This is a genomic window from Mycobacterium colombiense (genome assembly GCF_001953985.1).
Taxonomy (GTDB): domain Bacteria; phylum Actinomycetota; class Actinomycetes; order Mycobacteriales; family Mycobacteriaceae; genus Mycobacterium; species Mycobacterium colombiense_B.
This window is the reverse complement of the sequence record NZ_MBEI01000044.1, coordinates 61025-87091: the sequence shown is the minus strand read 5'-3', so window position 1 is coordinate 87091 and position 26067 is coordinate 61025. Positions and strand designations below refer to the sequence as shown.

The 26067-nt window shown below is 67.1% G+C and carries 21 protein-coding genes; 11 read left to right on the top strand and 10 right to left on the bottom strand.

Features of this window, described 5'->3' with window-relative positions:
* Both A5732_RS09865 and A5732_RS09860 read right to left on the bottom strand, forming a co-directional pair.
* A partial coding sequence (locus A5732_RS09865; RefSeq protein WP_076102090.1) for a PPE family protein occupies nt 1–1117 on the bottom strand: 1117 nt, incomplete at its 3' end.
* A 91-nt stretch (nt 1118–1208) separates the two neighbouring features.
* Nucleotides 1209–2120 (bottom strand): oxygenase MpaB family protein, encoded by a 912-nt coding sequence (locus A5732_RS09860; protein ID WP_076102087.1) that lies wholly within the window; start codon nt 2118–2120, stop codon nt 1209–1211.
* 84 nt (nt 2121–2204) lie between these two features.
* On the opposite strand from A5732_RS09860, the gene A5732_RS09855 reads away from it, so the two are divergent.
* On the top strand, nt 2205–2867 hold the full coding sequence (locus tag A5732_RS09855; RefSeq protein ID WP_076052259.1) for a TetR/AcrR family transcriptional regulator: 663 nt from the start codon (nt 2205–2207) through the stop codon (nt 2865–2867).
* A gap of 15 nt (nt 2868–2882) precedes the next feature.
* Here the strand turns inward: A5732_RS09855 and A5732_RS09850 are convergent, their stop codons facing one another.
* From A5732_RS09850 to A5732_RS09825, 6 genes are all read right to left on the bottom strand, one after another.
* Complete coding sequence (locus A5732_RS09850) at nt 2883–4235, bottom strand: hypothetical protein (protein WP_076102086.1); 1353 nt, start codon at nt 4233–4235, stop codon at nt 2883–2885.
* A 2-nt stretch (nt 4236–4237) separates the two neighbouring features.
* A complete protein-coding gene (locus A5732_RS09845) occupies nt 4238–5713 on the bottom strand; it encodes a condensation domain-containing protein (RefSeq protein ID WP_076102085.1) in 1476 nt (491 codons plus the stop codon).
* 383 nt (nt 5714–6096) lie between these two features.
* Entirely contained in the window at nt 6097–7446 is a 1350-nt protein-coding gene (locus A5732_RS09840; RefSeq protein WP_076102084.1) for a hypothetical protein, read from the bottom strand.
* A 2-nt stretch (nt 7447–7448) separates the two neighbouring features.
* Entirely contained in the window at nt 7449–8924 is a 1476-nt protein-coding gene (locus tag A5732_RS09835) for a condensation domain-containing protein (protein ID WP_076102083.1), read from the bottom strand.
* Between the two features lie 451 nt (nt 8925–9375).
* Complete coding sequence (locus A5732_RS09830; protein WP_076052255.1) at nt 9376–9924, bottom strand: hypothetical protein; 549 nt, start codon at nt 9922–9924, stop codon at nt 9376–9378.
* A gap of 30 nt (nt 9925–9954) precedes the next feature.
* Nucleotides 9955–10536 (bottom strand): VOC family protein, encoded by a 582-nt coding sequence (locus tag A5732_RS09825; RefSeq protein ID WP_064953676.1) that lies wholly within the window; start codon nt 10534–10536, stop codon nt 9955–9957.
* Between the two features lie 96 nt (nt 10537–10632).
* On the opposite strand from A5732_RS09825, the gene A5732_RS09820 reads away from it, so the two are divergent.
* The 4 genes from A5732_RS09820 to A5732_RS09800 all read left to right on the top strand — a co-directional run bounded on the left by A5732_RS09820 (nt 10633) and on the right by A5732_RS09800 (nt 16107).
* On the top strand, nt 10633–11268 hold the full coding sequence (locus tag A5732_RS09820) for a TetR/AcrR family transcriptional regulator (protein WP_076052254.1): 636 nt from the start codon (nt 10633–10635) through the stop codon (nt 11266–11268).
* A 14-nt stretch (nt 11269–11282) separates the two neighbouring features.
* Entirely contained in the window at nt 11283–12413 is a 1131-nt protein-coding gene (locus tag A5732_RS09815) for an alpha/beta hydrolase (protein WP_142256585.1), read from the top strand.
* A 130-nt stretch (nt 12414–12543) separates the two neighbouring features.
* Nucleotides 12544–14745 carry an acyl-CoA dehydrogenase gene (locus A5732_RS09810; RefSeq protein WP_076052252.1) on the top strand — a complete coding sequence of 734 codons (2202 nt, stop codon included), beginning with the start codon at nt 12544–12546 and terminating at the stop codon, nt 14743–14745.
* A gap of 1005 nt (nt 14746–15750) precedes the next feature.
* The gene (locus A5732_RS09800; protein WP_076052266.1) at nt 15751–16107 is read left to right on the top strand and encodes an ATPase; all 357 of its coding nucleotides are present in this window, start codon (nt 15751–15753) and stop codon (nt 16105–16107) included.
* 40 nt (nt 16108–16147) lie between these two features.
* On the opposite strand, the gene fadD2 is transcribed toward A5732_RS09800, so the two are convergent.
* The gene (gene fadD2 / locus A5732_RS09795; RefSeq protein WP_076052250.1) at nt 16148–17827 is read right to left on the bottom strand and encodes a long-chain-fatty-acid--CoA ligase FadD2; all 1680 of its coding nucleotides are present in this window, start codon (nt 17825–17827) and stop codon (nt 16148–16150) included.
* Between the two features lie 56 nt (nt 17828–17883).
* Here fadD2 and A5732_RS09790 point away from each other — a divergent pair, with 56 nt between their 5' ends.
* A complete protein-coding gene (locus A5732_RS09790) occupies nt 17884–19161 on the top strand; it encodes a DNA polymerase domain-containing protein (RefSeq protein ID WP_076102081.1) in 1278 nt (425 codons plus the stop codon).
* A 13-nt stretch (nt 19162–19174) separates the two neighbouring features.
* Here the strand turns inward: A5732_RS09790 and A5732_RS09785 are convergent, their stop codons facing one another.
* Nucleotides 19175–20566, bottom strand: coding sequence for a NarK family nitrate/nitrite MFS transporter (locus A5732_RS09785; RefSeq protein ID WP_076102080.1), 1392 nt, complete (start codon nt 20564–20566; stop codon nt 19175–19177).
* 197 nt (nt 20567–20763) lie between these two features.
* On the opposite strand from A5732_RS09785, the gene A5732_RS09780 reads away from it, so the two are divergent.
* The 5 genes from A5732_RS09780 to A5732_RS09760 all read left to right on the top strand — a co-directional run bounded on the left by A5732_RS09780 (nt 20764) and on the right by A5732_RS09760 (nt 26016).
* A complete protein-coding gene (locus A5732_RS09780; protein WP_076102079.1) occupies nt 20764–21348 on the top strand; it encodes an acyl-CoA-like ligand-binding transcription factor in 585 nt (194 codons plus the stop codon).
* 57 nt (nt 21349–21405) lie between these two features.
* Complete coding sequence (locus A5732_RS09775; RefSeq protein WP_076102078.1) at nt 21406–22410, top strand: ABC transporter substrate-binding protein; 1005 nt, start codon at nt 21406–21408, stop codon at nt 22408–22410.
* Between the two features lie 112 nt (nt 22411–22522).
* On the top strand, nt 22523–23197 hold the full coding sequence (locus A5732_RS09770; RefSeq protein WP_076102077.1) for a 5-oxoprolinase subunit B family protein: 675 nt from the start codon (nt 22523–22525) through the stop codon (nt 23195–23197).
* A gap of 41 nt (nt 23198–23238) precedes the next feature.
* Entirely contained in the window at nt 23239–24150 is a 912-nt protein-coding gene (locus tag A5732_RS09765; RefSeq protein ID WP_064953685.1) for a 5-oxoprolinase/urea amidolyase family protein, read from the top strand.
* A 468-nt stretch (nt 24151–24618) separates the two neighbouring features.
* The gene (locus A5732_RS09760; RefSeq protein ID WP_170880000.1) at nt 24619–26016 is read left to right on the top strand and encodes an MFS transporter; all 1398 of its coding nucleotides are present in this window, start codon (nt 24619–24621) and stop codon (nt 26014–26016) included.
* The last annotated feature ends 51 nt before the right edge of the window (nt 26017–26067 follow it).

Sequence of the window (26067 nt, the reverse complement as noted above, 5' to 3'; positions counted from 1 at the left end):
TACCGGCCAGCGCCAGGGTGCGCGTGGTGGGGGTGGGCGGGGGCGCCGGGGCCGAGGCCGGCGCCGCGGCCGGCGCGACGGGGCTCGGGGCCGTGGCCACCGCCGGTAAGGCGGGCGGCGCCGGGGCGGGAGGTGGCATGGGCGCCGGGACGGGCGCGGGGTGGGGTATGGCGGCCAGGCCGGCCAGCCCGGCGAAAGCGCCGACGGCACCGAACGGGGCGGCCGCGAGGAGCAGCGCGGGGGCCAACAGTTCGGGCTGGCTGATGAAGATCTCGAGGATGTGCGTCGGCCAGTCGAACAGCGCCAGCTGAACCAGATACTGGAACGCCAAGGCGGGATTGTGCACCAGGTAATAGCCGAACTGCTCGAAATCCTCCAGCAGTTCCAGGGCGCGCACCACCCAGAAGAGGGGTTGCCCGGCGTTCGTGTAGGCGTCGTAGTCCAGCCCGTTCACCGTGCCCTCGGCGGGGTCCCAGTCGATCCCGAAGCTCTTCAGGATCCTCGCGATGAAGTCGTTGAACGGATTGTCGATGGTGGGGTCGTGGTCGGGATCTGATGAATCATCGCTCGAGGCATCGGATTTCACGATGGGCGGCGCCGGATCGGGCTGCGGTGTCGATGTGACCGCGGCGCCGGACACCGCCTGGTAGGTGGACATTGTGGTGGCCGCCTGGGTCCACATCCGCGCGTAGTCGGCCTCGTTGACCGCGATGGGAACCGTGTTGACCCCGAAGAAGTTCGTCGCCAGCAGGGCACCGTGCACGACGTGGTTGGTGGCCAGTTCCGGCAGCGTGGGCATGGCGGTCAGCGCTGCGGTGTACGCCGCCGCGGCCACCTCGTGCCGGCTGGCGGCCGTGGCGCTGTCGACGCTCGATTTCGCCAGCCAGGCCAGGTACGGCGCGTGCGCGGCCGCGTAGGACTCGCCGGTGGGGCCCTGCCATGCGCCGGCCTGGACTCCCGCCAGCAGCGTGCTCAATTCTTCCGCGGCAGAAGAATATTCGGCACTCAGTTGCGACCAGGCACCGGCGGCGGCCAGCAACGACCCGGGTCCGGGGCCGCTGCTGAGCAGCGCGGAATGTAGTTCGGGCGGCGAGGCCATCCAAATTGGCGCCGTCATAGGCACTCCTCAGGCTGGAAGTGTTACCAGACTGAAGAGCTTAATGAATATGATTATCGTTTTCAAAGGGGCGAGCTTGTCGCCCCGCGCGCTACACCAGCGGACGGCCCTTCTTGATCCTGCGGTCCAGGTCGTGCAGCAAGACGTTGAAGGGGAACTGCCGGATGAACCGCGGTAGATACCGGTTCACCGTCGCCAACACGGCGATCAGGCGGTCGAAGCGGCGCTGCTTGGTCGCGTCCCAGGGCAGCCGCATCTCGTCGCGGAACCGTTGCGGCAGGAAGCCCGTGGTGATCAGCAGCGCGAAATTGTCGGAGAGCCGCTGCAGCGGGCGCGGCAGGGTCACTCCTTGAATCCGGTTGGCGGCGATGGGAAACAGGTACTCGCGCACGGCGTCGTCGATGTGCACCTTGGCCAGCGATTCTTCCCAGTAGCGGTCGAACGCCGCACGGTCGGCCGGCCACATCTTCGGCGGCACCTGCAAGGTGGTGGCCAGCGTCATGCCCTCGCGGTAGTGACGCTCGGCGTCTTCGCCGTCGAGTTCACCGATGAACATGCGGTAGATGTCGAGCCCGCCCTTGTACAGACAGGCCCCGACCCACAGCTGCAGCGCGGGATCGAACGCGTTGTAGGACACCGGGCTTTCGGGGGTCGAATAGACCTGCGCGTGAGCGCGGTTCACCGCGCGGCGAAAGGCGTCCTTCTGGGCGTCGCTGCCGTTGGTCGCGACGGCCAGGTACGTGAAGGTGGTGCGGGCACGCTTGATCGGGTGCAGGTCGACGCGGCCGCTTTCGACGCGGCTCTCCATCACGCCGTATCCGACGCCGGGCTGGGCCAGTTGCATGATCACGTTCGCGGGGCCCGCCAGCAAGGCGACGCCCATCAAACCCTCGTCGATCCCCAGCGCCCGCCGCCGCCGCCGCCGCCGCTGCGGGCGGGGCGGGTCGGTGGCTCGGCGCTCGACGTGCCCAATGGGCTGGTGCACCGGCTCGTGAATTGCCATTCGTCAGGTCCTCCCGCAGCGCTTGTCCGCTAATGTGCGAACACTTGTTTCCTGATATTGTCGCGGCCGGGCGTTAGTGTCAAGATGGTTGCCATGAGCGAGACGTCCAGCGCCCGGCCGTACCGCGGGGTCGAGGCCGCCGAGCGCCTGGCCACCCGCCGTAACCGGTTGCTCGCCGCGGGCCTGGACCTGCTCGGGGCGGAGCAACAGAACATCTCGGCGGTCACCGTCCGCGGCGTGTGCCGCAGTGCCGGCCTCGCGGCCAGGTATTTCTACGAGAGCTTCGCCGACAAGGACGAGTTCGTCGCGTGCGTGTTCGACTGGGTTATCGCCGAGCTGGCCGCTACCACCCAGGCGGCGGTCGCGGCGGTGCCGGCCGCCGAGCAAACCCGCGCCTGCATGGCCAACATCGTGCGCACCATCACCGAAGACCCCCGCGTGGGGAGGCTGGTGTTCAGCACGCAGCTGGCCGATCCGGTGATCGTGCGCAAACGCGTCGAGTCCAGCGCGCTGTTCGCCATGCTGTCGGGTCAGCACGTCGGCCACTCGCTACAGGTCCCGGCGAACGAACGCATCAAGGCCGCCTCGCATTTCGTGGTCGGCGGCGTCGGCCAAACCATCAGCGCCTGGCTGGCCGGTGACGTCCAGCTCGAACCGAACCAGCTCGTCGATCAGTTGGCGGCGCTGCTCGACGAGCTCGCCGAGCCAAACCTGTACCGCCTCACCGAAACACGCGCGGACGCCTAGCGTCCCAGCACGGGCTCACACGGGGCTGACCGTGCGCCAGCCCGTCGTGGCGGTAAGCGAGAAGTCACTCAACGTATTCGAAATATGTTGTCTCAAGCCGTCGTCCGAGTTTTCTGCGCCCGGCTCGTAGGCGAGAAACGAGACGAAGACTTGTCCGTGCGTCCGTCCCGATAACAACGCCAGCACCCCGTTGGTGCGCTGCATCGTCGCGCTGGTCACACCCGGGTACAGCGACTTCATGGCGAAGTAGTTGGCGTCCGTGCCGTCCGGCCGGTTGCCGGCCGGGTCGAGCACACCGAGGTTGGACGACACGACGGCGGTTGCGTTACCGGTGGCCACACTGATCAGCCGCCGGAATACCCGCTTGGGTATCAACGGCACCAGCGGCAGCAATGCCCACCGCTCGTCGGGCACATCCTGATGGCGAACCAGCGCTCGCTTGATCGCGGCGCGGATCTCCCGCAGGTCCATCGCATGCGCGGGCTCGATCGTGATGTCGACATTCGTGACGGCGTTCGCGCGCGTGTCGCCCGGGGTGCGCTCGTTGACCGGCATCCCCACGTTGACCGAACCGTCGGCGGCGACCCGCCCCGCCCGCTGGGCGAGTCGGGCCGCCATGCCCGCCAGCAGCGCGTTGCTGCTCCCTCCGAGCGCGTGGGCGCGCGCGTCCCATTCGTCGGCTTCGATGAAGAGCGTCGCGGCGGGAAGCATGATGCTTTGGTCCGGTCCGGCCAATCGCGCGGACCGCTGGGCGGGCGGTGGCGCGACGGCTCCGCCACCCGGGCGGCCGGCCCGGGCCAAGCGCGCGGCCGCGGCGACCGCGCGACCGATATCGGGTGTGTCACGGGCGGTTTGGCGAGCATCCTCGCGCAGCGCCCGCCACCGCCGCCGTGACCCGGCGGCGGGCCAGCGCGCCGCCGCCTCGCGTCCTGACGCCGCATCCGCCACCGCCTCGCAGAGTCCCACGCCGTCGCTGACGCAATGCGTGATGACCAAGCTGACCGCCGCCCCGCCGTCGGTGAACGGGAGCACCGCGAGGTGCCAGCCGGGTCCGTGCTCGGCGTCCGGCCGCTTACCGGCCTGCTCGGCGCACCAGTCGTCGAATTCCTCACGCGGACGTGGCCTCGCGACGATCTCGAGGCCGGGCTGCTCGCCGGGCGACACCCAGCGGTGCCGGCCGAACGGCAAGGGGGACCGCTCGATCCGGCGGGCCAACCTCCCCCTGCCCAGGTGGTCATGAAACCTCTTCAGGCCGTCGATGTCGACGGGTCTGTCGTACACCCAGATGCATTGCACCACGCTGGTGGTGCCCGTCGCCCGCTCCCCCAGAAAGAGGGTCTGGTCGGCCAGATCCAGCACGTTGTTCATGCCTAGGCCGCCTCGGTGTCGTCTTCGTCGGCGAAGTCCCGCTGCTCGCCCGAATCGCCCTGGGATGCAGCAACATCCGGGTCCACCGACGCCATCCTTGCGACGTTCACGCACACTTCGGTCAGGGTCGCGATGTAGCGATGCACCGACTCGCGCGCTATCTCGTTGTCCGGGAACGAGATTGTCACCGTGGTCTTTTCGGCGTGCCGGTTGATCCACATGTTGATGCCGCCGGCCGACAGGTTGTCACCATAGGTGCCGAAATTCGCCTCGGCCCACAGTCCGGCGAGGGGGATCTTGCGAAAGTCCAGGAAGGACAGCATCATCGGCAGCTGCGTCGGCAGCTTGATCCCCAGGTCATCCGGTGTCGCCAGCTCCAAGAGCCGCTCGAACGGGACATCGGCAAGACCTTTCGCGGCGTCGAAGGACTTCTGGGCCGCACGGGCCGCCTCACCGAACGAGACACCGCCGGTCGGCACGGTGACCGGGATCAGGCTGGCGAACCAGCCGACGGTCATCGTGTCGACGCCCGGCAGCCGGGTGTCCTTGGCGGTGAACCCGTGATAGGTCTCGTTGCCGGTCAATTCGTGGTCGGCCAGGGCCGTGCACGCCAAGACCCCCCCGATGAACCGGGCACCGGCCGCCCGGCAGGCGGCGTCGAAAGATTCGGTCTCGGCCCCGTCCAGCAAGTCCATCGTGACCAAGTCGCCCTTGCTGCTCGCCCAGGTATCCCCCAGCGGCAGTGGGAAATTCGGCCAGTTGCCGTCGGTGTCGCGGCCGAACGCGATCCAATCCTTGATCTCGGGCGACGACAGATCCAGGGTCGCAGCCTTCTTGCGCTGCCGCGCGGCGTAGTCACAATAGCTCCTGACCTCCGGGAGTTGGGGCTGCGGCTGATGTGCGCCCCGCGACAGTTCCTGATAGGTCAGGTGGATGTCGACGAAGATCAGCCCGGCGGACAAGCCGTCGATGTGCAGATGGTCGACACTGGCATAGAAGGTGAAGTAGTCGGGGTGCTCGACGACACCGAATGTGAAACAACCCCATTCGAGCGTTTCCGGGGTGGTCGTCAGTGCGTGGGTGCGCACCTGATCGGCGCTCATCTGCCCGAACGGCACCGGAACCATATCGATGACGGAGGGGTCATCGATCGTGCGGCGCACGATTTGGCCGTCCTCGAATTCGAACCAATTGTGGTAGGTGTCCTGGCGGCGGACGTGTGCGTTGATGGTTGCTGTCATCGCCGGAACGTCACATACGCCGGGGATGTCCCACGCCACGACCATCAGGCGGGGTAGCTGCCTGCTCATCGCGTTGCCGATGTTGGCGGCCCAAAGATGTTGATTCTGTTGGTAACTCGGAGCCAGCTCAGAGCGGCGCGCGGCCCGGGCCGCGCCATGCGACGCGGGCGCGGGCGTCCACATGGTGAGCGGACCGTTCGGTGGTTGCCATTCGGTGATGTTGCCGAGTGCGACCATTTGCTTAAGTCGTCCCTCCCGTAGTGCCGACATTTGTTGCGCAGCAAGGGAAAGCGAATGAGTCATCGGGCGTCGGCCGATGACCCTCCGCGCAGCATGAGTCCCGCTTATGGGAATTGTCACGACGTTTCTCGGCATGCGGACTGAAGTTGCCGCGTCGCTATGCGCCCCCTGTGTGCGGAAGTTGACGCTAGTCGAATAGGCCACAAACGTGCCCCAGATGTGAGGAGCGTCACACTGCATGGAGAGCGTCTGCGCCGGGCGCCGAGCCGCGGAATAGCCCGCCTACCTGCGCAATTCGGCCTGAGCCCGCTCGATCGCCGCCCCAAGATTTAATGACGGCATCGAAAATACGTGCGGGCGCCCAGTGCTCCGCCCCGGACTCACACCGGGCTGTGCGTGCGCCAGCCCGTGGTGGCGGTCAGCGAGAAATCGCCCAGCACGCCGGAGATGGCCTGCCGCAAATCTTCGTTCGAGTTTCGGTGACCCAACTGATAACCGAGGACCGACACGAAGACCTGGCCGTGCACCCGTCCCGACAACAACGCCAGCGCTCCGTTGGTGCGGTGCATCGTTGCACGGGTCACGCCCGGGTACACCGACTTCATCGCGAAATAGTCGGCGTCGCTGCCGTCTGGCCGATTCACCGCCGGGTCGAGGACACCGAGGTTGGACGACACGACGGTGGTGGCGCCGCCCGTGACCACGCTGATCAGTCGCCGGAAGATCCGCTTGGGGATCAGCGGAACCAGCGGCAGCAACGCCCAGCGCTCGTCGGGCACGTCCTGATGGCGGATCAGCGCGTTCTTGATCACGGCGCGGATCTCGCGCAGGTCGGTCCCGATCGCCGAGGACCTGAGCGTGACGTCGACGTTCGTGACCGCGTTGGCGCGAGTGTCGCCGGGGGTGCGTTCGTTGAGCGGCATCCCCACGTTGACCGAGCCGTCCGCCGCGACCCGTCCCACTCGCTGGGCGAGCCGGGCGGCCAGTCCCGCGAGCAGCGCGTTGCTGGTCCCGCCGAGGGCGCCGGCGCGGCTGTCCCACTCGTCGGCGTCGACGAAGAACGTGGTCATCGGCAGGGTGATGCGGTCGTCCCCCGCGATGGGCGGCGCAGGGGGCTTCTCGGCCGACGCCGATTGCACGGCGTCGCGGCCCTGCCGGAGCATTCGGATCGCCGCGCCGATCGCGCGAGCGACATCGCCCGTGTCGTGCGCGGTTTGGCGGGCGTCCTCACGCACCGCCCGCCACCGACGGCGCGCCGCCGCGGCCGGCCAGCGGATCGCGTCGTCGCGCCCGCACGCCGCGTCCGCCAACGTTTCACACAGCCCGACGCCGTCGGTGAGGCAATGCGTGGTGACCAGGCTGACGGCCGCGCCGCCGTCGGTGAGTGGGAGCACCGCCAGGTGCCAGCCGGGGCCGTGCTCGGCGTCCGGCCGTTTGGTGCCCTGCTCAGCCAGCCACGCGTCGATCTCGTCGCGTCGCCGCGGCGTGCCGACGATCTCGAGGGCGCACCGGTCGTTCGGCGCGACCCAGCGATGGCGCCCGAACGGCAAGGGAGACCGTTCGATCCGGCGCGACAGTCGCCCCTTCCCCAGGTGGCGATGGAACTCGCGCAGCCCGTCGATGTCGACGGCGTGGTCGTAGACCCACACACACTGCAGCAGGCTGGTGGCTCCCGTCGCCCGCTCACCGAGAAAAAGGGTCTGGTCGGCCAGGTCTAGCACGTTACTCATTGTTATGCCGCTTCGTGGTCGCCCGCGTGCGGCGGGAGCGGGTAGGGTTCTTCCGAATTCACCTGGGGCGCAACCACGACCGGCTCATCCGCGGTGGGCTGGGCGACGCGCACGAATGCCTGGGTCAGCGTCGCGATGTAGCGCAGCACCGACTCGCGTGCGATTGCGTTGTCCGGGAAGGACATCGTCACCGTGGTGTTGTCGGCCTGGCGGTTGATCCACATGTTGATCCCGCCGTGCGAAAGGCTGTCGCCGTAGGTGCCGAACTTCGTCTCCGCCCACAACCCGTTGAGGGGAATCTTGCGAAAGTCGAGGAAGGACAGCATCATCGGCAGTTGCGTGGGCAGCTTGATGCCCAGTTCGTCCGGTGAGGCCAATTCCAGGACCCGCTCGACCGGGACGTCCGCGAGGCGCTGGGAGTCGTCGAACGACTTCTGCGCGGCCCTGGCCGCCTGGGCGAACGTTTCGCCGGCCGTCGGCACGGTGATCGGGATCAAGCTGGCGAACCACCCCACGGTCATCGTGTCGACACCGGCCCTGCGGGTGTCCTTGGCCGTGAAGCCGTGATAGGTGTCCTTGCCGGTCAATTCGTGCTCGGCGAGACCGGCGCACGCCAGGACTCCCCCGATGAACCGGGCGCCGGCCGCGACGCAGGCGGCGTCGAAGGCCTCGGTCTCGGCGGCGTCCATCAGTTCGACGGTCAGCAGATCGCCCTTGGTGCTCGCCCAGATATCGCCCAGCGGCAGTGGGAAACTCGGCCAGTCGCCGTCGGTGTCACGCGCGAATGCGATCCAGTCCTTGATCTCGGGCGACGACAGGTCCAGCGCCGCGGCCTTCTCGCGCTGCCGCGCAACGTAGGCGCGATAGCTCCGCACCTCGGGCAGCGCGGCGGCACGATGCCCGCTCTGCGCCAGCTCCTGATACATCAGGTGGATGTCGAGGAAGATGAGTGCGGCGGAAAGGCCGTCGATGTGCAGGTGGTCGACACTGGCATAGAACGTGAAATAGTCAGCGGCCTGGACGATTCCGTAGGTGAAGCAGCCCCATTCCAAGGTCTCCGGAGTCGCAGTCAGGACGTGGGTGCGCACCTGGTCCGGAGTCATCTCGCCGAGCGCCACCGGGACGAAGTCGATGTCTTCGGGATTCTCGATTTCGTGGCGCACGAAGATTCCGTTGTCGAATTCGAACCAATAGTGATACGTGTCCTGGCGGCGCACATGGGCATTGATCGTCGCGGTCATCGCCTCGAGGTCGCAGATGCCGGGAATGTCCCACGCCACGATCATCAGCCGCGGCAGCTGCCGGCTCAGGTTCTTGCCGTGATAGGAGGCCCAGAGGTGTTGGTTCTGTTGATAACTCGGAGCCAGATCACCTCGGCGTGCGGCGCGCGCCGCTTCAAGCGCCGTAGGCGCGGCCATCCACATGGTAACCGGGCCGTGTGGCGGCTGCCATTCGTTGATGTTTCCGAGTGCGACCATTCGTCGAGTCCTTGTGCTGTGAGATACCGACATCTGTTGTGCGGTCTGGGAGGTGGTGAAAGTGCGATTAGCGCTTGGCTTTTGACGAATCTTGTGTTGGTTTCGAGCTTGAAATCTCGCGACGTACTTTTCGGTATATTCTGCTGAACTACCGCGTCGCTTACACCCCCTATGTCGCTGCTGTGGACGCTAGCTGACGCAGGCGATGATTTCGCGGTTTTGTGAAGACTCGCATTCTCCCGCGCGAATGTCTCCGCGGCGGTAATCTTTTTCGCTTACGGTGGTGCGGCCGGCCCGATGGGTGGCGCACGCGTACCAAAAAGTATCCAGCGAGGGCGGTTTATCGCCGATTCGCCTGTCCGCGTCTACAACTCGGGATACCATTGTTCGGCCCGTTCGCGGGGCCGGCATGGCCTCGAACCCGGGCGGCTCGAGCCAAACCTCCCCCGTATCACGGGAACAGCGGCAAATTCCAAAGCCGCATGCCGGGATGCAGCAACCACAACCGGGTCATTGTGAGCCGCAGGATGCGCACCGCGCTGGTGATCATGAAGATCGCCAGCGGCACCTCGATCAGCAGCGCCGTGATCACCGACAGCCAGATGTCCTTGGGGCCGGCCGTCATCAGGTCGAACCAGGCGTCGCAGATCAGCAACACCCCGGTGGTGAAGGCGGCGAGCACCAGCAGCTGGCGGCGCAGGTATCCGAGCAACGCCGTCGTCAGCATGAAGGCGACCAGCAGCACGTCGAAGCCGACCCAGGTAATCGGCCAGTTGTGCGCGACGTAGTTCTCCGGCAGCGTCACCGCCAGATACCCCAGCCACGGAACCATCGCCATGGAGCCACCGACCATCAGGCTCAGCCGGATGCGCCGCACCCGCGCCAGGAAGTCCGGGTCGATCACGTCACCCAGCGGCATTTCCAGGCGGGTGATCAGTTCCCGCCGTTGCTCGGGCGTCAGCGCCGCGATCTGCGCGTCGGTCAGAATGCCGTCGGTCATCAGAACATCCTCGGGCTCGGCCCGGTCGAATCAGTGGGCGGCACCCACCGGGGGCCGCCGGTCCGCCGCGGTCCTGGGCACCGCCTGGACGTCGCCGCTTTCGAATTCCTTCACCCAACACGCGAATTCAAGGGTGATGCCGTCCGGGTCCTGGAAGTAGAACGAGCGCACGTAGACCCCGGGATGCACGGTGGCGGACACCTGCATGGGGCTTTCGTCGTGGTTGAGGACCGGCCCGACCCGCACCCCCTTGTCCTTGAGGAGCTGGCGGTAGGCGTCGAACTTCTCGGCCGGTACGTGGAAGGCGAGATGGTTCATGGTGCTGACGGCGCTGGTGATGTCGCCGATGCCTGGGATGGCGCCCGGCGACGAGATCCCCGGCACCCGGTCGGGGGCGTCGGCGAACCAGAAAAAGGCGACGCAGTCGCCGTTGCCGGCGTCGAAGAAGAAATGCTGGCCGGCGCCGCCGGGCAGGTCCAGCGATTTGATCAGCGGCATGCCGAGGATGTTGCTGTAGAAGTCGACGGTTTTCGCCATGTCCGAACACACCAGGGCGACATGGTTGATCCCACCGAGTTCGAATTCCGTGTTGGTGTTGTGCGGCTTGATCATCTGGTGGCTCCCCTCGGTCCCCGGCTTGACGATCCTGGCCAAGATCCGAATCTGAATCTAACATCAGTTTCAGTTTTGGCCCAGGGAGGTGCGCAGGTGTCGACGGCGGCGTCCCCTGCTGGCCGGGCCGGCCGGCCCGCCGAACTTCCCACCGTTCGCGGCCGGCGCACGCAGGCCGCCATCGACGCGGCCGCCCGGGCCGTCATCGCGCGCAAGGGTGTGCTCGCCACGACCATCGCCGACATCGCCGCGGAGGCCGGACGTTCGGCGGCGTCGTTCTACAACTACTACGACTCCAAAGAGGCGATGGTGCGCCAGTGGGCGCTGCGCTTCCGCGACGAGGCCAACGAGCGCGCGCTGTCGGTGACCGAACATGGTTTGTCCGATCGGGAGCGCGCTCATGCCGCAGCCGCCGCGCACTGGCACACCTACCGCCACCGGCTCGCCGAGGTGATCAGCGTGTCGCAGCTGGCGATGATCAGCGACGACTTCGCCCAATACTGGGCCGAGATCTGTGAGATACCAATCTCTTTCATCGCCGAATCGGTCCGGCGCGCCCAGGCCGAGGGCCGTTGCCGCGGCGACGATCCCCGGCTGATCGCCGAGGCCATCGTGGCGATGTTCAACCAGTTCTGCTACATCCAGCTCGGTGGGGCGCGTGCGGTGGAACCCGACGATCAGGCCTGCATCCAGACCCTGGCCAACATCTACTACCGGGCCATCTATGCGTAAGGGGGACCGCTGAATTGACTGGTCGTACCGGTGCCGGAGTGATCCGCGAATTCATCGGGGTGTCGTCGCCCACCGCGGGGCGCGCGGGCGCGGGCGGGCACCCGTGCCAGGGGCTGTATCACCGGGGGGTGGGGCGCAAACCCAAGGTGGCGATGATCGCCACGCACTATCAGATCGACTTCTCCGAGCACTATCTCGCCGACTACATGGCCACCCGCGGCGTCGGGTTTCTGGGCTGGAACACCAGGTTTCGCGGCTTCGAAAGCAGCTTCCTGCTCGACCACGCGCTGGTCGACATCGGCGTCGGGGTGCGCTGGCTGCGCGAGGTCCAGGGCGTGGATACCGTGGTGCTGTTGGGCAATTCGGGTGGCGGATCGTTGATGGCCGCCTACCAGTCACAGGCGGTCGAACCGAACGTCACCCCCCTGGACGGGATGCGCCCGGCCGCCGGGCTGACCGAATTGCCGCCGGCCGACGGCTACGTGGCCACCGCCGCCCATCCCGGACGCCCGGAGGTGCTCACAGCCTGGATGGACGCCGCCGTCGTCGACGAAAATGATCCCGTGGCCACCGACGCCGACCTCGACCTGTTCAACGAGCGCAACGGCCCGCCGTACTCGCCGGAGTTCCTCGCCCGCTACCGCAGCGCGCAGAGCGCGCGCAACCACGCGATCACCGACTGGGCCGAAACCGAGCTCAAACGCGTTCGCGCGGCGGGGTTTTCCGATCGCCCGTTTTCCGTGATGCGGACCTGGGCCGATCCCCGCATGGTCGACCCCAGCATCGAGCCCACCAAGCGGCAACCCAACATGTGCTACGCGGGCGTCCCGGTGAAGGCGAACCGCTCGGCGCACGGGATCGCGGCGGCCTGCACGCTGCGCAACTGGCTGAGCATGTGGAGCCTGCGGGTGGCCCAAACCCGCGCCGAACCGCACCTGGCCCGGATCAGCTGTCCCGCCCTGGTGATCAACGCCGAGGCCGATACCGGGGTGTTTCCCTCTGACGCCCAACGCATTTTCGACGCACTCGCCGGCACCGACAAGACGCAGGCCTCGGTGGACACCGACCACTACTTCACCACCCCGGGGGCGCGCGGCGAGCAGGCCGACATGATCGCCCAATGGATCGGCAAGCGGTGGCGCTGAGAGTTCTCGCCATTTGGTCCCGGGTGCCTGCGACGGACAGCCGCCAGCCCGTGTCGTCAACCAACCGACTGGTTGTTAGCTTGGAAGGTACTGGGCCGAAACGGCCTCCTGCAGCAACGGAAGGCGACCAATGCCGATCGCGATAAATCCCGAGCATCAAGACCTGGCCGATTCCGTGCGATCGCTGGTGGCGCGCATCGCGCCGTCCGAGACGCTGCATGCGGCCATGGAGGCGCCCATAGACAACCCTCCGCCGTACTGGCAGGCCGCGGCCGACCAGGGACTGCACGGTGTCCATCTCGCCGAATCCGTCGGCGGACAGGGCTTCGGCATCCTCGAGTTGGCCATCGTGCTCGCCGAATTCGGTTACGGGGCGGTGCCGGGGCCGTTCGTGCCGTCGGCGATCGCCAGTGCCCTGATCTCCGCGCACGACCCGGACGCGAAGGTGCTCTCCGAGCTGGCGTCGGGCGCCGAAATCGCCTCCTACGGCCTGAATTGCTGTGCGCTGACCGCCACCCGGCAGGGCAATTCGCTGGTGATCCGCGGCGAGGTGCGTGCGGTTCCCGCCGCGGCGCAGGCCACGCTGCTGGTGTTGCCCGTCGCGATCGACAGCGGTGAAGCGTGGGTGGTGCTGCGTGCCGACCAGCTCGAGATCGAGCCGGTGAAGAGCCTGGACCCGCTGCGCCCCATCGCCGATGTGCGGGCCAACGCCGTCGAGGTCGGCGAGGACGTCGTGCTGACGAACCTGAGCATGGCGACGGCGCACGCGGTGATGACCACGCTGCTGTCCGCCGAAGCCATCGGCGTGGCCCGCTGGGCGACCGACACGGCCTCGCACTACGCCAAGATCCGTGAGCAGTTCGGCCGTCCGATCGGCCAGTTCCAGGCCATCAAGCACAAATGCGCCGAGATGATCGCCGACACCGAGCGGGCCACCGCGGCCGTGTGGGATGCCGCCCGCGCGATCGACGAGGCGCGCGAAAACGGTTGGGATACAGCAGCTTCACACGTCGACTTCGCGGCCGCCGTCGCGGCGACGCTGGCGCCCGCGGCCGCCCAGCGCTGCACCCAGGACTGCATTCAGGTGCACGGCGGGATCGGCTTCACTTGGGAGCACGACACAAACGTGTACTACCGCCGGGCACTGATGTTGGCAGCATCCTTCGGCCGCAGCTCGGATTACCCGCAGAAGGTCGTCGACACCGCCACCACCACCGGCATGCGCGCGGTGGACATCGACCTCGACCCCGACACCGAGAAGCTGCGGGCGGAAATCCGGGCCGAGGTCGCCGCGCTCAAGGAGATCGAGCGGGAGCAGCGCAAGATCGCCATCGCCGAGGGCGGTTGGGTACTGCCCTACCTCCCGAAGCCGTGGGGGCGGGCCGCCAGCCCGGTGGAGCAGATCATCATCGCCCAGGAGTTCGCCTCCGGGCGGGTCAAGCGGCCGCAGGTCGGCATCGCCGCGTGGATCATTCCGTCGATCGTCGCGTTCGGGACCGAGGAGCAAAAGCAACGGTTCCTGCCGCCGACGTTCCGCGGCGAGATGATCTGGTGCCAGCTGTTTTCCGAACCCGGCGCCGGATCGGACCTGGCCGGCCTCTCCACCAAGGCCACCCGGACCGACGGCGGCTGGCGCATCACCGGCCAGAAGATCTGGACCACCGCCGCGCAGTACTCGCAATGGGGCGCGCTGTTGGCCCGGACGGACCCCAGCGCCCCGAAACACAATGGCATCACCTACTTCCTGCTGGACATGAAGAGCGAAGGCGTGACGGTCACGCCGCTGCGCGAGCTCACCGGCAACGCCATGTTCAACACCGTCTACATCGACGACGTGTTCGTGCCCGACGACTGCGTGCTCGGTGAGGTCAACCGGGGCTGGGAGGTCAGCCGCAACACGCTGACCGCGGAGCGGGTGTCGATCGGCAGCAGCGACGCAAACTTCCTGGCGACCCTGCCCCAGTTCGTTGAGTTCGTTCGCGACGGCCACTTCGATCAGATCGCCCAGCACCGAGCGGGCCAATTGATCGCCGAAGGCCACGCGGCCAAGGTGCTTAACCTGCGCTCGACGCTGTTGACGCTGGCCGGTGGTGACGCCATGCCGTCGGCGGCCATCTCCAAGTTGCTGTCCATGCGTACCGGCCAGGGTTATGCCGAATTCGCGGTCTCGTCGTTCGGCACCGATGCCGCGATCGGTGACCCCGACCAGTTACCCGGCAAATGGGGCGAATACCTGTTGGCCAGCCGTGCCACCACCATTTACGGCGGCACCTCCGAGGTGCAGCTGAACATCATCGCCGAACGGCTGCTGGGCCTGCCCCGCGACCCGTAAAACGTCCAACAAGGGCCCCAAACAGGGCCATGCCGACCTGACTACGTCAGGCCGGCATGGTTCCCCCCATTCGCGGTCGGCCATCCCGAGGGTTGGCGTGTCGGCGATGGCCGCTACCGCGCGGAGATGGTGATCACCACCACCAGTTCCACCAGTGCTGGGGGCCCCAGTAGCCACGGCCCCAGTTGCCGTGGCCCCAGTTGCCGTGCCCCCAATTGCCATTTCCCCGACCATCATGGCCGCCCCATCCGCGACCGCCGGGGCGATCGGGGATGAAGCCCGGTCCGCTCTGCGGCCCAGCACTGGCGAAGCTCGTGGTGGCTGCGGGCGCAGGAGCGGCCTGAGCCGTGGGGGCGCCGCTGAAAAGCAGCGCACCGGCCACAGCCCCGGCACCTAGGACACCTGCGGCCCCGCCGCGTAATGATCGCCCGAGGATCATCGAAGTTTTCCTTTCCAACCACTTACCGATAGCAAAAACATTAGTTGGACATTTATGAGCAAAACAAGGGTAATTCGCTATTTGGCTATTGTGAATTGGATAACAGCGGCACCACCCCCAGCCAATAGTGCGGGCCATTGTTGGCCCGTATTTACGTAATTCATTTATTTGCAAATACTGAGGCTTCGGCCGAGCTCGAGCTATTCTAGCAGTTCAGCTATCATCTACTGATGTACTGGCCTACGGATCGCGGACCTACTGATGTCAGACTTTCCGCATTAACAGATATTCTGACTTCCGGACTCTTCGAGGAAAACAGGCCCCATCATATACCGACACCCAAAAGAAGCGTTCCAAGCACACAGCTACTTTTGCCTATTTGCGACACGATCTGCGAGCGAGCCGCTGTGGCGCCGCGCAACGGCGTTCCCATCCGCGGGCTAGCCGACCGGAGGGTGGGCGGCCCGGCGACGCGACTTACGCTGGCGTCGGTGACAGAATCAGTATTGACACAACGGCACCGAGCGCTGATTTACTGATTGGCACTCACGGAGGAAGACACCGAAGTGAACTTCAACAGCAGCCACAGCGGACCCGGCGCCGGATCCTTTCGCGCCCCGCACTCAGCCGCCGGGCCCTCCGGAGACGCCGCACCCACCGAGCGTCTCAGTCTCGGGGGTGCCCCGCGGATCGCCAGCCCGCCGCCGGCCGCCCAGCAGGGACGCACCCAGCGGACGCGCCGAACCGTCGACCTCCCGGCGCCGACGCACCGGGCCCTCGACATCTGGCAGCGCGAGGCGGCCGACCGGCTGGGAGTCGCCCGGGTGACCGGGCAGGAGGTCCTCACCGCGCTCATCGACCAGCTTCTGGTCGACCCGAAACTGACGGCACAGATCACCCGCGCCATCAAAGACCGCCGCTGACCCGCCCATCGGGCGAGCCCTACCGACCCGAACGGGCTAGTTAGTCGACGTCCATTTCGCGCAACTCGCGCTTGAGGACCTTGCCGGTGGGGTTGCGCGGCAGCTCGTCGAGGAAGACCACCTCGCGCGGCACCTTGTAGCGGGCCAGGTGGTCGCGCACGTAGTGCTTGACGGTGTCCTCGTCGAGGTCGGCGCCGTCCTTCTTCACCACGAAGGCGCGCAGGCGGTGGCCCCATTCCTTGTCTTCGACGCCGATCGCAGTGGCCTCCACGACGTCCGGGTGCCCGGTGATCAGGTCTTCGACCTCGGCCGGGAAGACGTTCTCGCCCCCGGAGACGATCATCTCGTCGTCGCGCCCGCTGATGAACAGCAGGCCGTCCTCATCGAAGTAGCCCACATCGCCCGAGGACAACAGCCCGTCGATGATCTGTTTCTTACCCCCGCCGGTGTAGCCCTCGAACGGGAACGCATTGCCGACGAAGATGCGTCCGACCTCGCCCTGCGGCAGCTCCTTGCCGTTGTCGTCGTAGATCTTGACCTTCACGCCCTTGACGACCGGCCCGACTGTCGACGAGTTGCGCTCCAGATGCTTGGGCTCGGCGATGGTGGCGAAGGCGATCTCGGTCGAGCCGTACATGTTGTAGATGACCGGGCCCAGGTCCTTCAGGCCCCGTTCCGCCAGGTCGGCTCCCAGCGCCGACCCGGATACGAACACGATCTTCAGGCTGGACAGATCGGGCTTCTTGTCCATCTTCTCGACCGCGTCGAGGATCCGCGACAACATCACCGGGACCACAACCATCGCGGTCACCTTGTGCTTCTCGATGTCTTCCAGCACCAGCGGCGGCTTGAACTTCCGGCGCAGCACCAGAGTCGAGCCCAAAAACATCGCGATCGTGCCATGCAGGAAACCCAGCGCGTGGAACATCGGTGCGGGCAGCGACGTCACCTCACCGGCCTTGAACGGAACGTGCGACAGGATGCCGCCGATCGGCGCCAGCGTCGGCGGGGTGCTGCGGTTCGCGCCCTTGGGTGTGCCGGTGGTCCCGCTGGTCAGGATGATGATCGACGAGTGCTTGCTCGCCTTGGGCGCGGCCTTCTTGTCGCTGCGCTCGATCAGGTCGGCCAGCGTGTCGTCCTTGCTGCCCGACTTCTCGTCACTGTCGGGATTGGTCCCGAGCGCCCGCAGTTTGCCCAGCTCCGGCGAGGCCTTGCTGACGGCCTTGGTGTATTCGTCGTCGTAAATGATCAGCTTGGCGCCCTCGCGCTCCGACACTTCTTTGATCTGCGGGCCGGAGAACTCGCTGTTGAGCAGGATGATGCGGGCGCCCACCCGGGCGGCGCCGAAGTAGGCGATCAGGAACCAGCGAGTGTTGCGGGCCAGGATGGCGACGCCGTCGCCGCCCTTGACGCCCTTCTCGATCAGCCCGTTGGCCACCGCGTGCGCGGCCTCGTCGAGCTCTCGGTAGGAGAATTCGCCCTCCTCGTCGATGCACGCCGCGCGGTCGGGGTGGCGCCTGGCGTTGAGAGCCGGCAGCATGCCGAACTCGCCCCACTTGTAGATGTCGGCGGCCATCGCGGCGTAGTTCTGCGGAGGCTCGATCCGAAACGCGCCCGACTCGAAGATCTTGCGCACGTAATGCAGTTCAGCGGAGCCGCGTTCCAGGTACTGCTGAACTTTTGCGGCGGCCTGACCGGGCAGGCCGAGGAGGTTAGGCATAAATCCACCTTATGTGACGTCCGTCTCAGTACGGCCAGAAATTCTGGCGAATTAGCATGAACCGCATGACCCGTCCGGTTTCGCTGGAGGTGGCCGGGCGCGAGGTCACCATCACCCATCCGGACAAGGTGGTGTTCCCCCGCGCGAGCGCCCGTGAAACCTCGACCGGCCCGTATACCAAGCTCGACCTGGTCCGTTATTACCTGTCCGTGGCGGACGGCGCGTTGCGCGGCGTGGCCGACCGCCCGATGATCCTGAAGCGCTTCGTCAAGGGCATCACCGAAGAAGCGGTGTTTCAGAAGCGCGCGCCGGCCAAGCGGCCGGACTGGGTGGACGTCGCCGAACTGCATTACGCGCGCGGCACTTCCGCCGCCGAGGCGGTGATCCACGACGCCGCCGGACTGGCCTGGGCGATCAACCTGGGCTGCGTCGACCTCAACCCGCATCCGGTGCTGGCCGACGACCTCGATCACCCCGACGAGTTACGGGTCGACCTGGATCCGATGCCCGGGGTCTCCTGGCGGCGCATCGTGGACGTCGCGCTGGTGGCGCGCGAGGTGCTCGAGGACTACGGCCTGACCGCGTGGCCGAAGACGTCGGGATCGCGCGGCTTTCACATCTACGCCCGCATCGCCCCGCGCTGGGAGTTCCGCCAGGTCCGGCTTGCCGCGCAGACCGTGGCCCGCGAGGTCGAGCGGCGGGTGCCCGACGCTGCGACGAGCCGCTGGTGGAAGGAAGAGCGCGAGGGGGTGTTCGTCGACTTCAACCAGAACGCGAAGGACCGCACCGTCGCATCGGCGTACTCCGTGCGGGCGACCCCGGATGCCCGGGTCTCGACACCGCTGCGGTGGGACGAGGTCGCCGGCTGCGACCCCGAGGCGTTCACCATCGACACCGTGCCCGCCCGGTTCGCCGAGATGGGTGACCCCTGGGCGGAAATGGACGACGCCGTCGGCGAACTCGACCGGCTGCTGGTGCTGGCCGAGGAGATGGGGCCGCCCGAACGCGCGCCGAAAGGGGCGGGCAAGCGCACCATCGGAGCGCCAGGCCGGAGGCAATCCACGATGCCGCTGATCGAGATCGCCCGCACCAAGACCAAGGACGAGGCGATGGCCGCGCTGGACGTCTGGCGCGACCGTTACCCCGCGGCGGCCCGCCGGCTGGAGCCGGTCGACGTCCTGGTCGACGGGATGCGCGGGCCCAGTTCGATCTGGTACCGGATCCGGATCAACTTGCAGCACGTCCCCGAAGACCGGCGGCCGCCCCAGGAAGAGCTGATCGCCGACTACAGCCCCTGGGAGGGGTACGGCGGAAAGCAGAAGCCATCGAGCTGACCCCCGGCCGCGCCTAGATCCCCACCCGCGTGATCGCGTTGTGCTTGCGCAGGTAGCAGTACCAGGTGACGCCCAGCAGGCCGAGGAAGAACACGATGTAGAACCGCAGCGCCGGTTCGATGCTGCCGAACTCCGACTTCGACCACGCGTACGCCAGCGGAACCACGAACCCGCCGACGGCGCCCACCGCCGAGATGACGCCCAGCGCCCCGGCCGCCTGGCGGCGCATGGCCACCATGGTGTCGGGATCGCCCCCGGCCAGTTCGCCCTTGACCTTGAAGATCCGCGAAATCATCCGGTAGGTCGAACCGTTGCCGATGCCGGTCGCGACGAACAGGAACATGAAGCTGGCGAAGAAGGCCGGTAGGTTCACCACCGTCACCGACCACAGCGCCGCCGCCGCCCCGATCGCCAGCATCACGAAGCTGGCGGCGGTGATGCGGGCCCCGCCGATCCGGTCGGCCAGCTTGCCGCCGAGGGGCCTGATGACGGATCCGATGCCGGCGCCCAGGAAGGCCCACGCCAGGGCGATGTCGCCGCGGCCGAAGACCGTTTTGAGCAGGGTCGGGAACGCGGCCGAGTAACCGATGAACGAGCCGAAGGTGCCGATGTAGAGCAGCGACATGATCCAGGTGTCGGGGTGCCGCAACGACTCCAGCACCGGCTTCACGTCGGCCTTGGCCTCGGTGAGGTTGTTCATGAACAGGAACGCGCAGACCGCGGCCACCACGACCAGCGGCACGTAGAACAGTCCGGCGCGCGACAACGCCATTCCGCCGCCGGCGATGACGATGGGCGGAATGATCTTCTGCACTACCGCGACGCCGATGTTGCCGCCGGCCGCGTTCAGGCCCAGCGCCCAGCCCTTGTCTTTCTCCGGGTAGAAGAACGAGATGTTGGCCATCGAGGAGGCGAAGTTGCCGCCGCCGAAGCCGGCCGTCGCGGCGATCGCCACCAGGGCGCCGAACGGCAGGCCGGGATGGCTCACCGCCCACGCCAGCAGCAGGCACGGGATCAGCAGCAGCGCCGCCGAGATGGTCGTCCAGTTGCGGCCGCCGAGCAGCGGCACCGCGAAGGTGTAGGGCAATCTCAGGAACGCCCCGACGCCGCTGGGGACGGCGACCAGGCACAGGGCCTGGCTGGCGGTCAGCGCCCAGCCGGATGCGGAGGGGTGCCCGTGCGCCCCGGCCGTCATCTGCACCACAACGATGCTCCACAACATCCACACACTGAAGCCGACGTGCTCGGCGAAGATCGAGAAGATCAGGTTCCGGCGGGCGATGGGCTTGCCGGTGGTCTCCCAGAATTCGGGGTCTTCGGGCCGCCAGTCATCGATCCAGTGCCGTCCCGTATGACGCTCGCGCGGTGGCGCGGGCTGCGATACGGGGCTGATGGTCGTGGTCATCCGGTGGGACTCCTGAGTTGAATGAGGCGCGGGCAGTGACCACTCGACGCTAAAGACACACTGTTACCGGACTGGGTGTGCACAGTTACGCGGGCAATACGCAGAAATCGCAACGGCCCGGTCACGTTTGTCAGAACTCTGCAATGCAACGACGCCGCGAGCCCACGGCGGCCGGTGGATGCGCGACAATCGGCGCCATGCAGGTGACTGAGGCTCCCCTGGGCCTACGGGAGCGCAAAAAGATCAAGACGCGCCGCGCGATCAGGCGCGAGGCGTTTCGCCTCATCGAAGAGAACGGCTACGCCGCGACCACGGTCGAACAGATCGCCGAGGCGGCCGACGTGTCGCCGAGCACCTTCTTCCGCTATTTCCCGTCCAAGGAATCGCTGCTGCTCGCCGACGACCTGGACCCGCTGATCCTGGACGCGTTGAAGGCCCAGCCGCGCAACCTGTCTCCGGCGCAGGCCTTCCGCCGGGCCTATCAGGCCGTCCTCGACCAACTGCCCGACGACCAGCTGGAGTTCGAGAACACCCGGCAGCGCCTGATGTTCTCGATACCCGAGCTCAAGGCGGCGATGTACGACGAGTACTACCGCACGGTGACCGTGGCCGCGGAGGCGATTGCGCACCGGATCGGCCGTCCCGCTGAGGATTTCGAAGTCCGGGTGTTCGCGGGAGCGTTGACGGGTGCCATGATGGCCGCCTTCGACAGCGCGCCGAAGACCGCCGGCACCATCTTTCGCGCCCTGGACTTCATGGACGCCGGCATGCCGCTGGGCTGACAGGGGTCAACAGCGCGGCGATGCGTCTGAGCGGGCGGAACGCGATACTCTCACGCGATGCGACAGGGATGGAATCGACGGGGATTCTTGCAGCTCGCAGGGGCTGCCGGGGTTGCCGCGATGGGCGGTGCGACCGCGTTCTCCTCGGGATGCTCGTCCCGCAGATCGGCGCCGGGAGCCACCCCGGGTTCGGTGACGGTCACCCACCTGTTCGGTGAGACCGTCATCAAGGAACCGCCCAAGCGCGTCGTCAGCGCCGGCTACACCGAGCAGGACGACCTGCTCGCGGTCGGCGTGGTGCCGATCGCCGTGACCAACTGGTTCGGTGACCAGCCCTCCGCCGTCTGGCCCTGGGCCGCACCCAAACTCGGCGGTGCGCAGCCGACGGTGTTGAACCTCGACAACGGCATTCCGGTAGACCAGATCGCCGGTCTCAAACCGGACCTGATCGTGGCCGTCAACGCCGGCCTGGACGCCGACACGTATCAGAAACTGTCCGCGATCGCCCCCACCGTCGCGCAGTCGGACGGCGACGCCTTCTTCGAGCCGTGGAAAGAGCAGGCCACCATCGTCGGCCAGGCGGTCTTCCAGGCCGACCAGATGAAGTCGCTGATCGACGGTGTCGACCAGAAGTTCACCGACATCGGCAAAAAGAATCAGCAGTGGACCGGCAAGAAGGCGCTGCTGATGCACGGCGCGCTGTGGGAGGGCACGGTCGTCGCCACCATGGCGGGCTGGCGGACGGACTTCCTGAATCAGATGGGACTGGTCATCGCCGACGCCATCAAGCCGTTCGGCACCGATCAGCGGGCCGTCATCCCCCGCGATCACATCAAATCGGTGCTCGAGTCCGCCGACGTGGTGATCTGGACGACGCGGAACCCCGACGACCAGAAGGCGATCCTGGCCGACCCCGAGGTGGCCGGATCGCTGACCACCGCGCAGAACCGGAACATCTTCACCACCAAGGACCAGGCCGGCGCGATCGCGTTCGCGTCGCCGCTGAGCTACCCCGTCATCGCCGATCAACTGCCGCCGCTGATCACCAAGATCCTGGGCTAGCCGCGCGGGCATGCCGAGGCTGTTTGAGCGTTTGCTAAGGCAGCTCTGGCAGAGCTCGAAAATCCGTCGACGACGCTCGCACATGCCCCGATTCCGGGGTTACCGTCGAGTAATGAGCGTGACGGACCTTAGCGGCGACCTGGCCCACAACCTGCCGACCGAGCTGGTCGGCAACACCGTCGTGGACTACGGCGATCGCGCGCTGATGGTGCAATGCGGAAGTACCGCTGAGGTATTGGCGTGGGCGGACGCGCTGCGCGCCGCGGCGATACCGGACGTGGTCGACGTCGTGCCGGCGGCCCGCACGGTGCTGGTGAAGCTGGACGGCCCGCGCCACCAAGGCGTCATCCGCCACCGGCTGCGCAAGATGAACGTCGCCGTCACCCCCGACACCCCCTCGGAACGCCACGCCGACGTGGTCATCGACGTCGTCTACGACGGTCCGGATCTGGCCGAGGTCGCCGGCCACACCGGGCTGACCATCGCGGCGGTGATCGACGCCCACACTTCCACGTTGTGGCGGGTCGGATTCAGTGGATTCGCACCGGGTTTCGCGTATCTGGTCGACGGCGACCCGCGGCTGCGGGTACCACGCCGCCCCGAGCCGAGGACCTCGGTGCCGGCCGGCTCCGTGGGCCTCGCCGGTGACTTCAGCGCGGTGTACCCGCGTCAGTCCCCCGGTGGCTGGCAACTCATCGGCCGCACCGATGCGGTGCTGTGGGACTTGCAGCGGCCGAACCCCGCGTTGTTGACGCAGGGCATGTGGGTTCAGTTCCGGGCCGTCTAGCCAGTGGCGGGTCGCCACCATAGCCAGCTAAGGAGACAACCGTGGCAATCCTGGAGATCCTCCGCACCGGACCGCTCGCCGTCGTCCAAGACCTCGGCCGCCCCGGACTGGCCCATCTGGGGGTGAGCCGGTCCGGAGCCGCCGACCGGCGCGCGCACCGGCTGGCCAACCGACTGGTGGCCAACCCCGACGACCGCGCCACCGTGGAGGTGACATTCGGCGGTTTCGCGGCCCGGGTGTCCGGCGGTGACGTCGACATCGCGGTGACGGGCGCCGACACCGATCCCACCGTCAACGGAATCAAGTTCGGCACCAACAGCATTCATCATGTGCGCGACGGCGAGGTGATCTCGTTGGGCGTCCCCCGCGCCGGCCTGCGCAGCTACCTGGCGATCCGCGGTGGCATCTGCGTGGAACCGGTGCTGGGCTCGCGCAGTTACGACGTGATGTCGGGCATCGGCCCGTCGCCGCTGCAGGCCGGCGACCGGCTCCCGATCGGCGAGCACACCGACGCCTATCCCGAACTGGACCAGGCGCCGGTGGCGGCCATCACCGGCGGCGTCGTCGAGCTGTTCGTGGTGCCCGGGCCGCGTGACGATTGGTTCGTCGAGCCAGACCGCCTGGTGCACACGTATTGGATGGCGTCCGATCGCAGCGACCGGGTGGGGATGCGGTTGACCGGCCGGCCCCTGCAGCACTGCTACCCGGACCGGCAGCTGCCCAGCGAGGGTGCCACCCGCGGCGCAATCCAGGTGCCGCCCAACGGTTTACCGGTGATCCTAGGACCCGACCATCCGGTGACCGGTGGCTATCCGGTGATCGGCGTGGTGGTCGACGAGGACGTCGACAAGATCGCCCAGGTGCGGCCCGGCCAGGCGGTGCGGCTGCACTGGGCCCGCCCCAGGGCTTTGGTGGGCGCCCACTCCGGGGCCGCGAGTTGGCCACTTTCCTAACGCAATTCGATCGCGATTCGTCGGCGCCGGACTCACAATGTATTCCAGCTCACACGGGCATGGGGGTATGTGTGAAATCACTTGATGGCGGCGCTGATTCGGGCTCGATGAACCGCACATTCGCGAACTGATTGCCCCTCAGGGATTTACCAGACAACTGGTAAACAACTAACAGGCGATATCGGCCCGTTCCGGTTGACCCGCTCGCGTCGTAAATGTGAGCATCGAATCGTGCGACGGGGCACGCCCCTTCATTCGGGGCGCCCAAGCGTCGAAGCCAGCCTCCGAACAGCTCTCCCGGTACCGGGCGAGCGCGGTGACCCCTCGCGTGGCGGCGGCCGGATGCGACGGTTCGTGGGGCCTGACGAGAGGGAGCTGTATGCACGTCGACCGGTGCGATGCCGTTGGGACGCAAGCGGTTTCCCGGATGAGTGTGCGCGCATGAGCGTCATGCCGAAGGCAGGACCGCTGCGCCGCAACCACCGCATCGCGGACTGGAACCCGGAAGACACGGCGGCCTGGGAGGCCGGCAACAAGAAGGTCGCCCGGCGCAACCTGCTGTGCACCATCGCCGGTGACCACGTGGCGTTTTCGATCTGGACCCTGTGGCCCGTCATGGCGCTGTTCATGCCGGGGTCCGTCTACGGCTTCTCCGCCGGCGACAAGCTGCTGCTGGGCGCGGTCGCCACCCTGGTCGGCGGGTGCGCCCGGATCCCCTACACCCTGGGCATCGCGGCCTTCGGAGGCCGCAACTGGACGATGTTCTCGGCCTTCGTGCTGCTGATCCCGACGGCCGGCACGATCGTGTTGCTGGCCAATCCCGGAGTGCCGCTGTGGCCGTTCGTGCTATGCGCGGCCCTGACCGGACTGGGCGGCGGCAATTACGCGGCCTCGCTGGCCAACGTCAACGCCTTCTACCCGCAGCGGCTCAAGGGCGGCGCGCTGGCCGTCAACGCCGGCGTCGCCAACCTGGGGGTCGCGGTGATCCAACTGGTCGGCCTACTGGTGCTGGCCACCGCCGGGCACGAGGCGCCGTACTGGGTGTGCGCGGTGTACCTGGTGTTGCTGGTCGTCGTGGGCATCTCGGCTGCGTTGTGCATGGACAACATCCATCACGGCACCCAGCTGAGCACCATGCGCAAGATCTTGTTCGAGCGCGACACCCATGTGATCTCGCTGCTCTACATCGCCACCTTCGGCTCGTGGATCGGCTTCTCCTTCGCCTTCGGGCAGGTGATGCAGGTCAACTTTGCCGAAAGCGGGGAAAGCCCCAAGCATGCGGCGCTGCACGCAGCGCAGCTGGCCTTCATCGGTCCCTTGCTGGGCTCGCTGGCGCGCATCTACGGCGGCCGGCTGGCGGACCGCCTCGGCGGCAGCCGCGTCACCCTGGGCGTGCTGGCCGGCATGACCCTGGGCGCCGGGCTGCTGGTCACCGTGAGCACCCTCGACGATCGCCACGCCGCGACGCACACCGCCAGCATGATCGGCTACGTCACCGGTTTCATGGTGCTGTTCGTCCTATCCGGCATGGGCAACGGCTCGGTCTTCAAGCTGATCCCCTCGGTCTACGAGGCGCGCAGCCGCTCGCTGGACACGAGCGAGGATGAGCGCCGTCATTGGGCCCGCGCGATGTCGGGGTCACTGATCGGCATCTGCTCGGCCGTCGGGGCGTTGGGCGGCGTGGGAATCAATTTGGCGCTGCGCCAGTCCTACCTGAATACCGGCACGGAAACGTCTGCCTACTGGGTGTTTCTGGCTTCCTACGTCGTGGCGGCGATCATGACCTGGATGGTCTACGTGCGCCGTCCCGCGTCGGCCCCGGACGTGTCCGGTGCGGCGCCGGAAACCGAGGTCGCGCGTGTGTGAGCGGACTCGCAACACGGGCAATGCCACAGCAATTGACCGGTAACGCAACCG

Bases quoted from the DNA above. Each gene is read 5' to 3' on its own strand.
- A5732_RS09860 (WP_076102087.1), bottom strand. From the start codon at position 2,120: ATGGCAATTCACGAGCCGGTGCACCAGCCCATTGGGCACGTCGAGCGC.
- A5732_RS09790 (WP_076102081.1), top strand. From the start codon at position 17,884: ATGAACCGCATGACCCGTCCGGTTTCGCTGGAGGTGGCCGGGCGCGAG.
- fadD2 (WP_076052250.1), bottom strand. From the start codon at position 17,827: ATGCCTAACCTCCTCGGCCTGCCCGGTCAGGCCGCCGCAAAAGTTCAG.
- A5732_RS09855 (WP_076052259.1), top strand. From the start codon at position 2,205: ATGGTTGCCATGAGCGAGACGTCCAGCGCCCGGCCGTACCGCGGGGTC.
- A5732_RS09775 (WP_076102078.1), top strand. From the start codon at position 21,406: ATGCGACAGGGATGGAATCGACGGGGATTCTTGCAGCTCGCAGGGGCT.
- A5732_RS09845 (WP_076102085.1), bottom strand. From the start codon at position 5,713: ATGGTCGCACTCGGCAACATCACCGAATGGCAACCACCGAACGGTCCG.
- A5732_RS09835 (WP_076102083.1), bottom strand. From the start codon at position 8,924: ATGGTCGCACTCGGAAACATCAACGAATGGCAGCCGCCACACGGCCCG.
- A5732_RS09810 (WP_076052252.1), top strand. From the start codon at position 12,544: ATGCCGATCGCGATAAATCCCGAGCATCAAGACCTGGCCGATTCCGTG.
- A5732_RS09825 (WP_064953676.1), bottom strand. From the start codon at position 10,536: ATGATCAAGCCGCACAACACCAACACGGAATTCGAACTCGGTGGGATC.
- A5732_RS09785 (WP_076102080.1), bottom strand. From the start codon at position 20,566: ATGACCACGACCATCAGCCCCGTATCGCAGCCCGCGCCACCGCGCGAG.
- A5732_RS09830 (WP_076052255.1), bottom strand. From the start codon at position 9,924: ATGACCGACGGCATTCTGACCGACGCGCAGATCGCGGCGCTGACGCCC.
- A5732_RS09840 (WP_076102084.1), bottom strand. From the start codon at position 7,446: ATGAGTAACGTGCTAGACCTGGCCGACCAGACCCTTTTTCTCGGTGAG.
- A5732_RS09850 (WP_076102086.1), bottom strand. From the start codon at position 4,235: ATGAACAACGTGCTGGATCTGGCCGACCAGACCCTCTTTCTGGGGGAG.
- A5732_RS09780 (WP_076102079.1), top strand. From the start codon at position 20,764: ATGCAGGTGACTGAGGCTCCCCTGGGCCTACGGGAGCGCAAAAAGATC.
- A5732_RS09770 (WP_076102077.1), top strand. From the start codon at position 22,523: ATGAGCGTGACGGACCTTAGCGGCGACCTGGCCCACAACCTGCCGACC.